We start from the raw sequence: 13,343 nt of genomic DNA on the forward strand, positions 1-13,343 counted from the left end.
TTGAGCCAAGGTGACGATCGGCGACGGAGGTGTGCTGATCTGCGGTCTGGGCGCGCTGGGTCAGGCCTGCCTCGAGCGCCTGCTTCCCTTCGACGTTCCGCTGTCAGCGGTGGATCTGCTTGAGCCCCAGTGGCGCCATGCCGAACTGGCTGAACGCATCAGCCAACTGGTGCAGGGCGATATGCGTCATGCCCAGGTGCTGGAGAAGGCCGGGATTCGGCAGTGCCGGTCGGTGTTGCTGCTCAGCGCCGACAGTCAGGTGAATCTGGAGGCCGCGCTGCTGGTACGGCTGTTGAATCCTGATGCCGATGTCGTCGTGCGCTCCAGCAGCGGCGAGCAGGCGATCGGACAGCTGCTGGAACAACGGCTCCCCAAGGTGGCGGTTGTCGACCCGCTGGTGCTCACCGCTGGAGCGATCGCCAGCGCTGTGCAGCCCCAGGCGGGATTGATCCAGCTCGATAGCGATACGGAGGGCGACACCATCAGCGTGGTGGGCGCAGCTGAAGCCATCCGAGAGCCAACCGGCCGACGCTTGCGTCAGGCCGGGGGTTTGGATGCCGATCTCTGGATCATCCGGCGGCAACGAGGCTTAGCTGCTGCGCAACCAACCCAAACAACACTCCAACGGCTTGCCCAGCTACAGCGCGGCTGGCAACGGCGTTGGCGAGCGATACCGCAGCGTCAGCTGGGCTGGCTGGCACCACTCTTGCTCGGTGCAGTCGCCACGGGATTGGTGCTGTTTGCCGAGCGAGCTGGCGACTGGCGGCGTGCCCTGTTGATCACCCTTGGGCTGCTGCAGGGCGAATTCGTCGACCCGGTGATGTTGCTCGGTCAGCGCAGCCTGTGGCAACTGCTGGCCGGCCTGAGTTACGCCCTGCTGGGCACCCTGGTCACATCGGCCTTGGTGGCCTTGATCCTCGAGCAGCTGCTCACCGAACGGCTGGGGCTGCAACGGCGCGAGCGCCTTCGGGTTGGCAGCCGCCAGGTGTTGATCGTGGGCGGCCAGGAGGTGGTGGAACCGATTCGAACGCTGCTGGAAGGAGAACGCATCGGCGTGCAAACCGCCTGCTTCGCAGAGGGCCGAAGTGGGCTGGAGAGTCAGCTGGAGCAGCTCAAACACACACAACTGGTGGGCATCGGACTCCTCAGCAACAATCTGCTCCGCAATGTGCAGGCGGCACTGACCCTGCAGCAGAGCCACCCCAGCTGTCGCTTCGCGGTGCTCGCCCACGCCATGGAGGCCAGCGATCAACTGGGCCGCTTACTCGGAGGTATCAGCGTGATCTCCAGTGTGGATCTGGCCGCGGATGCCCTCGTGGCCACGGCTTTTGGTGAACGGGTGGAGAGAGTGCTGCAGATCAACGGGCAGAACCAACTAGTGGTGCGCTACCGGGTGGAGCCCAACGATCAACTCTGCGGGCTGACGATCGCCCGGGTGGAGAACGGCTACGGAATGAATGTGCTGCGACATCAACGGCGTCATCACACCAGCGGCCGTGCCATCCCTCCCCTGGATTGGTCGCTGCAACCAGGCGATGAGATCAGTGTGCTGGCCAACCTCGACAGTCTCCGGCGGGTGGAGTGCGGTGAACGGGAACCAGCGCCGTGCTGCGTGGAGCTGCGGGCCAATCCGCACACCCATGAGCGATTTGTGGTGCAGCAGTGCCTCGCCCGCTTTCTGAACCTCGCTCCTGGGCAAGTGCAGAGCTGGCTGGATGGTGCGTGGCAACGAAGCCAGCCTCTGGATCGCGATCTGGCGGAGCTGATGTGCCGGGAACTGCAACGGCTACGGGTGGAGACACGGCTGTGCAGCGCCGCCGAGCTCTCCACTGCGCAGATCGACCATGACTGACGGATGGGCGCGGCTGCTGTTAGGCCCGGCCTGGGGACTGGTCAGCCCGTTGCTGCCCTGCCCATTGGATGCGGGCTGGACCATCCACCGCGACGTGCCGTTACCGGGGCCAGGCGGGGGGTATTCGGCCATCGCGGTTGAGAACCCGATGCTCCGGTTCTGGCTGTTGAGCGACCTGCCAGAGGGTGAGCTCAGCACCTGGACACTGCCCTCAGGTGACAGCGCACCCCGCCGCCTGGACGCCCTGCAGCTGCGGGTGCCCCAGCAGATCACCCAACAACTCGATGGCGAGGGCCTGGTGATCGACGGCGATCAGGCCTGGGTGGCCACAGAAGGGAGACGCAGCCAGGAGCGTCCGGCCCTACTGCTGCGCTTCTCGCTGGTGAGCGGAGCGCTGCTGGAGGCGGTACCACTGCCGCCGCTCTGGCAGCCGCAACCCCAGCAGGGCCTCAACAGCAATGCAGGCCCAGAAGGGTTGGCGCGGCTCAGCCGCCCGGGAGAACCACTTGCCTTGCTGATGGCAGCCGAACACCCCCTCCTTCAGGACCCAGCCCATCAGATTCGCCTGCTCCGCTGGGACTGGCCACGGCAGAGCGCTTCACGCCTCGACCCGCCCCAGCCCCTCGAGCAGGGGGCGCTGGAGGCACCAGCAGATGGTCCTTGGGGGCTGACCGATCTCCAGGTCTTGCATCCGCAGCAGCCGGGTTCACCGCTCTTGCTCACCCTTTGGCGCCGTTATCGGGAGCCCTTGCAATGGAGCAACCAGCTGCGTCTCTATCGCCTGCCTGAACCAGGACAGGTGGAGAGGGCGATCCACCACTGGGATCTCCAGGCAGACGGCTTGACCCCCGAAAACTGGGAAGGTCTCAGCTTGGGACCAACGATGTCGTCTGAACAACCCAGTTGGCTGCTGGTGAGCGACGACAATCGCAATCCCTTACAGACCAGCCGATTGGCGCTGCTCCAGCCCCATCGCTCGGCCACCTGCACGCAATGGCAGCCATGAAGAGACGCTCACTGCTGGAGTGCCTAGGGCTAACGGCCGTCAGTGCCGCCGCAGGGGTGTTCAGCGATCGCCAGGCCGATGCGAGAGCAACGCCAGTGGCGGAGTGGCCATCGATCAGCGGGCCAATGCCCTTGCCAGGAGACGGCCTGACGGGCACGCAACAGCGGCAAACCTACCGGCGCATCAGCCTGCTGGATCGGCTCGAGGTGCCAAAGGGATACCGCTCGGATGTGGTGCTCACTTGGGGCGATCGGCTCGGCGACGGCGTGATGGGGTTCAACAACGACTACCTCGCCTTCACGCCTTTGGCTCCTGATCGCGCCCTACTCACCATCAACTTTGAGTACATCAGCGCACTCAACTGGTGTGAGGGATATCTGGAAGCCCATGGGCGCAGTCTCCCCTTTGCCGCACTGGAGGAGCTGTTGCGACAAGCCGGTGGTCGGGCAGACATCCCTGCCCTGCCCTCGGCGAGCCCACTGCGAAACCTGGCGGAACAGGTCGCCCAAGCGGCGCTTGAAGATCTGGGGATCGGAGTAGCCGGCTTACGGCGAGCGGCCGATGGGCGATGGCGCCATGAACCCACACCACTGGAACGGCGGATCCATGGTCTCAGTGGCTTGAAGGAGCCCAACCAGAGGCTGCGCAGCAGTGGTCCAGCTGCTGCGGTCTTTCGCAAGCGCAACCGCCTGGGCTACGACGACGGACTTGGTGATCGCATTGTTGGCACCTTCGCCAATTGCGCCGGCGGACAGACCCCGTGGGGCACCGTGCTCTCTGCTGAAGAGAACTTCCAATCGCAGGTGGTTGAGGCGGTGTATGCCGACGGCAGCTCACCGCCGCCATCCCAGCGCCCGTTTCAGTTCACACGCCAACGCGTGGCTGGCCTTGGCAATCCCTTCGGCCTGGCCGGCAATAAATATGGATGGATGGTGGAACTGGATCCGCGAGATCCAAACAAGCCTGCGGTGAAGCACACCTGGCTGGGACGGTTCCGCCATGAAGCGGTGGCCGTACGCGCCAGGCCCGGCGAACCGCTGGTGGTTTATTCAGCCTGTGATCGCCATAGCGGGCATCTGTATCGCTTTGTCAGTCGTCGTCCGGTGCGCGATCCCCGCAATCCCGCCAACTCACAGCTGCTGGAGGAAGGCCGGCTGGAGGTGGCGCAGCTGAAGGCCGATGGCACCGGCCAGTGGCTTCCCCTGTCTCCCAAGACACCCATCGATCCCTTCAACTCCACGCAGGAGGAGATCCTGGGGAGTCCGACCCAGATTGAAGTTCCCCACAGTGATCGCCGCCGTGCCGGGGGCGAAGTGCTGCGCAGCGCTGCGGAACGTGAGCGCTACCGCAGCTTGTATCCAACGCTGGCCGATCTCTACAACGGCGAAGCCGAGGAACTGCAGGGCGCCATCCTCATCGATGCCCACCTGGCCGCCAACGCCATCGGAGCCACCCCCACCGCTCGCCCCGAAGACACCGACATCGATCCGATCAGCGGTGATCTGCTGATCACATTCACCATGGGAGGCTCGGATGAAACGGGCAGTCCTGACCCCGCGATTTTTCGGGGGCCGAAGGGGGAAACGCCCTGGCCCTTTGGCTGGGTGATGCGCTTGAGCGACGCTCCAGCCGATGGCACGGTGCCGGGCGGCGCTTTGCAGTGGCGCATGGTGGCCACCGGCGGCACACCCTGGAAAGGAGGCCTTGGATTCGCCAACCCCGACAACCTGGCGATCGATCAGCGGGGCAACATCTGGATGGTGACGGATCGTTCGTTTGGCAGCAGCGAGAGCGACATCTTCGGCAAGAACGCCTGCTGGATCCTGCCTCGAACCGTTTCAGGCGATCAGGAGGCGGTGCTATTTGCCAGCGGCCCGATCGAATCCGAACTCTGCGGACCCTGTTTTGATCCCGAGGAACACACCCTGTTTCTGGCCGTTCAGCATCCGGGAGAGCAACACGGTTGCCATCAACGCGAGCAGCTCGAAATGCAGGCCTTCACGCTGGAGGATCGCTCAGGCCAACGCTTTGATCAGCTCCGCAGCGTGCCGTTGGGTTCGAACTGGCCCTCCGGCGTGCCCGGCCGTCCCCCGAGGCCGGGCATCGTGGCTGTGAGCCGCAGCCAGGGCGGGGCGTTGCTCCCACCAATCTGAATTAAGCCCGCTCAGCCAGCAGCTCGCGGGCGCCAGGATCCACAAGCCGTAGGCGTTTGGTGGCCCGTTCCAAGCGGCGATTCAATGCCTGGCGAGTGATGCCCATGCTGCGGGCAACATCGCTCTGGGTTTCCCCCCGAACAAGGCGATCGAGCAGGGCAAGCTCAGCGGGAGCTTTGCGGCGCAACCGCGCTGCTGCATCGTGCAAATCCTGCTGATCCAGAGAGCCATCCTGTGGCGCGGCGAGGCAATCGCTCAGATTGAGCGGCTGATCGTGCCCCATCTCGAGCGGACGATCGAGGCTGTCGACCTGGGAGGCTCTCCACGCCTGCTGCAGCTCCCTGAGCTGATCGGGGTCAACCTCTAGATAGACAGCCAGCTCAGCCTGAGTGAGGCCTGGCGGGGCGAAATGCGCCTTCAGCTGCAGCTGTTGTTGGCGAGCTGAGAGGCGAATGCAACTGCTGCTGGCTTCAATCTCACGGCGGATCGACTGGCGGATCCACCAGCTGGCATAGGTGGAAAAGGAATAACCAAGAGCCGGATCAAATTTCTCAACCGCCCGAATCAAACCGATCGTGCCAGCTTGCAGCAGATCAGCGAACTCAAGTGAAGAGCTTCTCTGAATCCGGGCTTGATACGGCTTGGCCAGACAAACCACAAGGCGCAGATTTTCCTTGATCATGCGGCTGCGGGCCCGCGCCGCAGCACGGCGCTGGGCAGGGGTGGCTTCGGGGGCATCTGCCGCCCGGATCTGTTGACCACGGCTAATCACCAACCGGGATGAACTCTGTGGCATTCGACCAGCCGCATCCAACCAGGCGCGGGTGCTGTCTTGAGCTGCCATGGATCAGATTCAAGACGACAGATGTTGTGTGCTCTGCTCTGACAACGAGCAGGCCAGCTCGACCGGCATCGGATCAACCTTCCAGACACGCTCGGCGTAATCTTGGATGGAGCGATCGGATGAAAAGAAGCCACTGCGAGCTGTATTCATCAGGGAAGAGTGGCGCCAGCCCCGCTGATCCTGCCAACGCCCATCAATGCGTTGCTGCGCCTGCAGATAGGCCTCAAAGTCGGCCAACACAAAGAACGGGTCGGAATGCGAGAGCCCATCCAGCAACGGAGCGAACAGGCCGCCATCGCCCTCGCTGAACTGACCTGAATACAGCAGCTCCACAACCTCCTGAAGAACCGGTGAGCCCTGCAACACCTCCCAGGGGCGGTAGCCGGAGGCACGCCAGGCTGCCACCTGGTCGGTGGTGAGCCCGAACAGTTCAAAGTGGTCTGCGCCCACCTGCTCAAGGATTTCCACATTGGCACCATCCAGGGTGCCCAGGGTGAGCGCACCATTCATCATGAATTTCATGTTGCCGGTGCCGGAAGCCTCCAAACCGGCCGTGGAAATCTGTTCGGAAAGGTCAGCTGCCGGATAAACCTGCTCGGCCAACTTCACATTGAAATCTGCCAGGAACACCACCTTGAGCAGATCCTTACAGTCGGGATCATTGTTCACCACATCGGCGATGCCATTGATCAGGCGGATGATCAGCTTGGCCAGGTAATAGCCCGGTGCTGCTTTACCGGCAAACACCACCGTGCGCGGCACCATCCCCTGGGTGAGACCCTTCTTGATGCGCAGGTAGCGGGCCACGATCTGCAGGGCATTCAGATGCTGGCGCTTGTATTCATGAATCCGCTTCACCTGCACATCAAACAATGAAGTGGGATCCACCAGTAACCCATTGCGCTCTGCAATCAAGTTGGTGAGCTGGCGCTTGGCCGCCAGCTTGCAGCCAGCCCATCGCTCCAGGAAAGTGGAATCCGAAGCCAGGAGCTCCAGCTCATGCCAGCGTTGCGGCTGCGTGGGCCAAGCTTGCCCCAGCTGTTCGCTCAACAGGGCAGCCAGCGGAGGATTGGCCAAGGCAACCCAGCGCCGCGGGGTCACGCCATTGGTGACGTTGGTGAATTTCTCCGGCCAAAGCGCGGCGAAATCAGGAAAGAGATCACGCTGCACCAGCTCGCTGTGCAAGGCCGCCACACCATTGATGTGATGAGAACCCAGGGCCGCGAGGTGAGCCATGCGCACGGCTTTACCGCCGCGCTCATCAATCAGCGACACGCGGCTGAGGATGTCGTCGCGACCGGGGTAGCGCAGCCGCACCTGTTGCAGGAAGCGGGCATTGAGCTCATAGATGATCTGCAAATGCCGCGGCAGCAAACTGGCAAACAGCGCAAGGCCCCAGCACTCGAGTGCTTCCGGCAGCAGGGTGTGATTGGTGTAGGCCAGTGAACGGGTGGTGATCCCCCAAGCCTGATCCCAATCGAGTTGATGCTCATCCACCAGTAAGCGCATCAGTTCGGCCACGGCGATCGCCGGATGCGTGTCGTTGAGCTGTACGGCCCAGTGATGCTCAAACTCTTGGATCGGAATGCCACGCTCGAGCAGATTGCGCAACATGTCCTGCAGGGAACAGCTCACGAAGAAGTGCTGTTGTTTGAGCCTCAGGCGCCGACCGGCATCCGTGCCGTCGTTGGGATAGAGCACCTTGGAGAGGGTCTCGCTGTTCACCTTGTCTTCGACAGCAGCGTGATAGTCACCACTGTTGAAGGCTCGGAAATCAAAGCTTTCAGTTGCCACTGCTCGCCAGAGCCGTAAGCGTCCGCAGGTGTTCACCCCGTAGCCCAACACAGGCACATCATGGGGGATACCAAGGGCCTGCTCCGCCGGCTCCCAGCACACCCGCAGCCGCCCATCGCGATCGTGATAGGTGCGCGTGCTGCCGCCAAAGCCCACCCGACAGGATTTGTAGGGATACACCACTTCCCAGGGCCAGCCACCCTTGAGCCACTTATCCGTGATTTCTACCTGCCAGCCGTTCTCAATCAGCTGATCAAAAATGCCGAATTCGTAGCGGATGCCGTAGCCGGTGGCCGGGATCTCCAAGCTGGCCAGCGATTCCACATAACAAGCGGCCAGTCGCCCAAGGCCGCCATTACCCAGGCCCGGTTCCTCTTCCACCGCCAGGATGCGATCGAGGCTGCTCACCCCGAAGCGAGCCAGGGCTTCTTGGGCCTCCTCGCGGATACCCAACATCAGCAAGTTGTTGCCCAGCTGCGGGCCGATCAGGAATTCGGCCGAGAGATAGGCAACCGATTTAGCCGGGTGCTGCCGTTGCAGATCCTTGTAGGCCAGGTGCCGTGCCATGAGCCGATCACGCACCGCATAGCTCAAGGCCATGTAGAGATCATGATCGGTTGGCGCGGTGGTGCTGGCACCCTGGCTGAAGAACAGGTGCTCAGTAACCCCATCGAACAGATCATTGGCGGTGAGGCCGGTGCGCTGGGCATCGCCGTAGCTTGCGGGCGCTGCAACCTGAGGCGAGATGGTCATGACGGAAGAAGAACAGTGGACAACGAATGGCCAACACTCAGAGCGTTTCCATATCCAGACCCTTGGTTTCAATCCGATAGAGCCACGTGACAACGGCCCCAAGCAACGACGTGATCACCAGAGCCATCAGCAGGCGTTCGGTGCCCCAGGCCTTCAGCAACATGGGAAAGAAAAAGGCGGTAAGCACCGCGCCCACCTTGCCGCTGGCGGCCGCAAAGCCGGCACCCAGGCCGCGAATATGTGTGGGGAAGACCTCTCCGGCCAGGAGATAGGTGGTGGCATTGGGGCCGAAGTTGGTCATGAACTGGAACACAAGGAAACCAGCCACGATCAGCACCAAATGATCGGTGGATTCATCCCCGCCACCACCCAGAGCTGCGAGGAACAAACCAAGGGCACAGCCGATAAAGCCGATCACCTGCAACGGGATTCGCCCCCAGCGATCCGCGAGCACAATCGCCACTGCAATCCCCACAAGGAAGCCCACATCAATCAGAGCGGTGCCCCGTGCACCGATCAGATCGGCATGAATGATGGAGGCCACGTTGTGGTCGTGGCTGGCCTTCCCAAAGGCCAGTCCAATGATCACAGGGGTGAAGATGCCGATGCCGTAGGTGGAAAGATCCTGCAGAAACCAGGGAAGTGAGGCGAGGATCGTGCCCCGCAGATACTTCCCGATGAACAGCTGATCCCAGGAACCCCGGCGATGGGGACGCCCAGACTCTGACTCAACCTGGACGCTCTTGAGCTGCAGATGTTGGCGGTTGAGCAGCTTGCGCAGCTGTTTCTCCGCCTTGGCGGTGAGACCGCGGGTGACCAGCCAATGGCTGCTTTCAGGCAGGAACAGACGCCCCCAGATCACAGCAGCCACGGGAATGATCGGCACGAGATAGAACAGGCGCCAGGCATCGAGATCGGGTTTCGCGCCCAGGATCACCGCCGCGATGGCCGTGCCGAGCACCGCACCCACCGCCTGAAAACTGAAGGCACCCAACACCAGCCGGCCACGAATAGCCGAGGGGATGCTTTCAGAGATCACCAGGTGAGCTGTCGGATAGTCAGCACCGAGGGCCAAACCAGTCACAAACAGGCTTCCGATCAACACCTCCTTCGAGGGTGCCAAGGCCGCCACGATCAACGCGACCAGCAGCAGCACCATCTCGCCGATGAACACGGGCTTGCGGCCCAGGCGATCGGCAAGCCCCCCGAGAAAGAGGGCACCGAACAAAATCCCCGCCAGGGTGGCCGCCGTGATCAACCCTTTATCGATATCGGTGAGGGCAAACTCCTCACTGATCAGCGGCAGGCCCACCCCCTGCATGAACACGATCATGCCCTCGAAGAACTTGCCCGCGGTGGCGAGGGCCCACACCAGCCACTGCATCGAGGAGAGGGGCGGACCCGCGAGGTGGTCGCCGTCGTCCCAGCTGGGAATCTCCTCGATAAAAGCCTGAACGCTCTTTGGATGGCCCATGGACGAAGAGGTGACTCCTCGACCATGGCAACAGCGATTGAGCCGTGCGTTAAGGCCTGGTCAACATTCGCTCAAGGCTTTTTGTTGCTCACGCTGCTGGTACTGCTCCACGGCTTCTGCCATCGGACCGAGCAGGTCGGCAAACGAGGGTTCGTTCTCCCAACCCATCGGGAAGGGGGCGTTGCCCTGCCCGGGTTGCACATCATTGGGCAAACCAGTGATCAACAGCGAACTGCGCTGTTCACTCAGGATTGCCCATAGCCACTTCACAAGCAAGGTGATGCGGTTTTCGTCGTCGGGCATGAAGGCCAGGTGCGCCAGTGCCCAGAGCACCCAGCCGGGGAAGCCGGCAAGCTTGATGCCGCGCAGGTTGGCCACGGCGCTGAGGCGACCGAGCACCGCCATGCTGCCGAAATCCAGATAGCGGAAGCGCGCATGGCTCCGCCCATCCACCTGCGCGCGGATGTCGCGGCCCACCCATTGGCCCATCTGGGTGGCCGGCCCTGCCATGCCGGGAATGGGTTTGCCCCCTGCAGCAGCGTGGGCGTAATGGCAGAGATCGCCCACCACACGGATGTTGGGGTGGCCCGGGATGGAGAAATCAGGCTCCACAATCACCCGTCCGCCGCGATCCAAACGGCAACCGGTGGTCTCCGCCAGGCGCTGGCCCAGCTTGGAGGCGCGCACACCGGCCGTCCAGAACACATTGGCCGCCTGCAGCGCACGCTCTTCGCCATCGGCGCAGCGGATCACAACTTCGCCCGGCTGCATGGCAATCACCCGCCCGGGAAGCAGTTCGATCCCTTTGGCACGCAGATCGGCCGCAGCAGCCTCAGACAGGAGCTCCGGCAACTCCTTCAGCACGCGGCCACCCGACACCACCAACACCACTCGGGTTTGCTCCGGGTCAACGCGGCGAAAGTCCTTCGCCAGGGCGCGGCGCATCAGCTCCGCCACCGACCCTGCCAATTCACAACCGGAGGGGCCGCTGCCGACCACCACCACGGTCTGCAGGAACTGGCGCTGTTTGGCATCCACCGTGCGTTCGGCTTCTTCAAGGGCCATCAGCAAGCGACGGCGAATTTCCTCAGCGTGTTCGAGGATCTTCATCGGAGGCGCCAAGGCACGCCACTCCTCATGGCCGAGGTAAGTGCTGCCAGAGCCCGTGGCCAGCACGAGATGGTCGTATCTCAGATGGGTGCCATTGAAGGAAACACTGCGTTCAATCGGATCGAGCTCGCGAACCTCTCCCAGCAGAATCTGCAGATTCGTCTGATCGCCCACCAGCATGCGCAGGGGGATCGCCACATCCCCGCGCGACACCAATCCGGTCGCCACTTGATAAAGCAATGGCGCGAAGAGATTGAAGTTGCGTTTATCGATCAAGGTGACACGCACCTTCGCGCCCTTCAGGGCGCGGCACACCCGCAGGCCCGCAAACCCACCACCCACCACCACCACGTGGGGCCATGTCGCTGTTTCAGGCGACTCAAGCTCCAGAAAAAAGCGCTCGGCCATGCTGCACAGAGGCGGATAAGCCGAAGGTATTGAGGTCACACCGGCAGGCTTGTGCTGTGCAACACAGCCCACCGACCACAGCCTCAGCGCACCAGTTCCGGAAGAGCGTGATCCCGCACCCGACGGATCGCCTCCACTTCAGCGATCACAGCAGGATCGGCCTTGAACGCTTTCCATTGGGGGCTGGTGATCAGTTGAGCTGCAGCAGCGACACCCAAACGCTGCCCAGCCTGAACATCACTGGGGTAATGCACGCCGCAGAGCACCCGGCTGTTGCCCCCGTGGCTTCCAACGGCCACTAAACGGCTGCGACGCTCGGGCACCAGATCAGCCAACAATTCGGAGGCGGTGCGATACCAGGTGGAGTGAGCAGAGGGGAAGGAGTAGCCCTGCTCCCGAGGTAGGCAGGGCTTGATCTGAGAGTGGGCGATAAACGGGCGGAGTCGCTGATAGCGATTCTTGAGGTTGCCCATTACAGCATCCACAGACGTGAGAAACGTCTTCAGCGCGGCGTTGATCGTCGGCGTGGATTTGTCCATATCAACCCCGAGCGCACGGCTGAAACTGCCCAGATTGCGCTCCAGCAGCAACCAGGCATTGGCCTCCATCTCAGGCGTTCGCGCACCCTGCAACCAGAGCAGGATCGCTAGATCTTCTCTGGCCGCAGCGCTACCCGGGGGAGGCGGCAAGCCCACAACCTGGATCAGGGAGTCGGGGTTGAGCACCACGCCGGTGGAGCCGGCTATTTCGGCCCGTCCACAATCGGGAGAAACCAAACCCACCAGCAACGCCAGCGCGGTAATCAGTGGCCGAGGGGCAACGTGGATTGGGCGAAAAACCATCACTGACGTGCACGGGGAGTGAGAGCTGAGCAACGCTGCGACCCATCCAGCAACGCTGACTGGCTGTAGCGCGTCACCAAGGGCGTCGAAGAGCCTTGGGGGTAAGTGAAGCGATAGAGAGTGTCGAAATCGTTATCGGCGATGGGGGGCATGGCCGCCCAGCCGAGACCAGCTGCCAAGGCGGGCAAATGGCGATGCTCCCAGAACAGAACCAACAGACCACCCTGCAGAGCAGGGTCCGCCCGGAGGCGTTCACCCGAGAGCCTGGAATCCTGCAGTGAAGAACGATCGAGGCGAATGTTCACGCCACTGGCCACTGCCAGAGGCACGGCCGTTTGATAACTACGGGCGTTCTTGCTGGTATCTGGATCGAGAGCAAAGGTGGTGATCTGGGTGGGTCTGCCAAAACAGGCTGGGATCACACTGGCGAGGGCCAGGGCACGCTGAAACCCGGCGGGCGACAAGTTGTAGTGATGGGCCGCTGGATCTTTGTGACCATGGCGCATCAGCAGCACCTGCGCAGGACGCGACTGCACCGGCTGCTGCGCCAGAACCTGACCAGCCAACAGGAGCAGAAAACCGCCCAACCACGGGATGAGTGGCGGTGCCATCACGACCAACCAACGCGTTCAAACCTGCGATCCCAGTGTGCGGCCCTTCCCAGCACCCACCATCACCGAGGCGACATCGGTGGGTGCAATGCAACACCGAACGCTGCCCCGATGCGGCAACACAGTGGCTCTGGCCGCCATCTTTGCGCCATGCCACAACTCGCATGGACGGCGAAGGTGCACCAGGACAGCATCCTGCGCTTGCGACCACTGATCGCCAGCAGCCTGGATCTGGAACTGCAACGCCGCCAATGCCGTGATGGGTTTCTGCTTCTGCGAGAAGCCGGATTGCCGCGCCAGAGCCAATCCGAAGCCGTAGTCGTCACGATGCATTGGAAGGATTCACGCTCGAGCCTGTGCCACATCAGCGTGCAGAGCACAGAGCTCGATCATCCGGAATCCACCCGCTGCTGGGAAGTGGCGCTCAGGCTGAGGCGACTGCTCAGACCAACCGATCCATAACCTGCGCACAACCTCGCACCCCTACAACAGAATC

General features: G+C 62.5%; 10 protein-coding genes. 4 read left to right on the forward strand and 6 right to left on the reverse strand.

Annotation, left to right across the window (positions count from 1 at the left end; all coding sequences use genetic code 11):
• The first annotated feature begins 10 nt into the window (after window positions 1-10).
• The 3 genes from H9532_RS09470 to H9532_RS09480 are packed head-to-tail and all read left to right on the forward strand — an operon-like array spanning window position 11 to window position 5,011.
• Window positions 11-1,852, forward strand: coding sequence for an NAD-binding protein (locus tag H9532_RS09470; RefSeq protein ID WP_296367757.1), 1,842 nt, complete (start codon window positions 11-13; stop codon window positions 1,850-1,852).
• Window positions 1,845-2,858: an esterase-like activity of phytase family protein gene (locus H9532_RS09475; RefSeq protein ID WP_296367759.1), complete on the forward strand. Its 1,014-nt coding sequence runs from the start codon at window positions 1,845-1,847 to the stop codon at window positions 2,856-2,858. The genes H9532_RS09470 and H9532_RS09475 overlap by 8 nt, the downstream gene beginning before the upstream one ends.
• Complete coding sequence (locus H9532_RS09480; RefSeq protein WP_296367761.1) at window positions 2,855-5,011, forward strand: alkaline phosphatase PhoX; 2,157 nt, start codon at window positions 2,855-2,857, stop codon at window positions 5,009-5,011. Before H9532_RS09475 ends, H9532_RS09480 begins: the two co-directional genes overlap by 4 nt.
• A gap of 1 nt (window position 5,012) precedes the next feature.
• Here the strand turns inward: H9532_RS09480 and H9532_RS09485 are convergent, their stop codons facing one another.
• The 6 genes from H9532_RS09485 to H9532_RS09510 all read right to left on the reverse strand — a co-directional run bounded on the left by H9532_RS09485 (window position 5,013) and on the right by H9532_RS09510 (window position 12,847).
• Entirely contained in the window at window positions 5,013-5,783 is a 771-nt protein-coding gene (locus H9532_RS09485; RefSeq protein ID WP_296367762.1) for a sigma-70 family RNA polymerase sigma factor, read from the reverse strand.
• 81 nt (window positions 5,784-5,864) lie between these two features.
• Window positions 5,865-8,402, reverse strand: a complete 2,538-nt coding sequence (locus H9532_RS09490; protein ID WP_296367764.1) for a glycogen/starch/alpha-glucan phosphorylase — start codon at window positions 8,400-8,402, stop codon at window positions 5,865-5,867.
• A 37-nt stretch (window positions 8,403-8,439) separates the two neighbouring features.
• The gene (locus H9532_RS09495; RefSeq protein ID WP_296367766.1) at window positions 8,440-9,876 is read right to left on the reverse strand and encodes an MFS transporter; all 1,437 of its coding nucleotides are present in this window, start codon (window positions 9,874-9,876) and stop codon (window positions 8,440-8,442) included.
• Between the two features lie 60 nt (window positions 9,877-9,936).
• Window positions 9,937-11,394 carry an NAD(P)/FAD-dependent oxidoreductase gene (locus H9532_RS09500; RefSeq protein WP_296367768.1) on the reverse strand — a complete coding sequence of 486 codons (1,458 nt, stop codon included), beginning with the start codon at window positions 11,392-11,394 and terminating at the stop codon, window positions 9,937-9,939.
• An 83-nt stretch (window positions 11,395-11,477) separates the two neighbouring features.
• Entirely contained in the window at window positions 11,478-12,236 is a 759-nt protein-coding gene (locus H9532_RS09505) for a phosphatase PAP2 family protein (protein ID WP_296367770.1), read from the reverse strand.
• On the reverse strand, window positions 12,236-12,847 hold the full coding sequence (locus H9532_RS09510) for a hypothetical protein (protein WP_296367773.1): 612 nt from the start codon (window positions 12,845-12,847) through the stop codon (window positions 12,236-12,238). Before H9532_RS09510 ends, H9532_RS09505 begins: the two co-directional genes overlap by 1 nt.
• Window positions 12,848-12,997: 150 nt before the next feature.
• Between H9532_RS09510 and H9532_RS09515 the strand changes: the two genes are divergently transcribed.
• Window positions 12,998-13,309, forward strand: coding sequence for a hypothetical protein (locus tag H9532_RS09515; protein ID WP_296367775.1), 312 nt, complete (start codon window positions 12,998-13,000; stop codon window positions 13,307-13,309).
• Window positions 13,310-13,343 lie beyond the last annotated feature (34 nt).

The organism is Vulcanococcus sp. Clear-D1 (assembly GCF_014654725.1).
GTDB lineage: Bacteria > Cyanobacteriota > Cyanobacteriia > PCC-6307 > Cyanobiaceae > Vulcanococcus.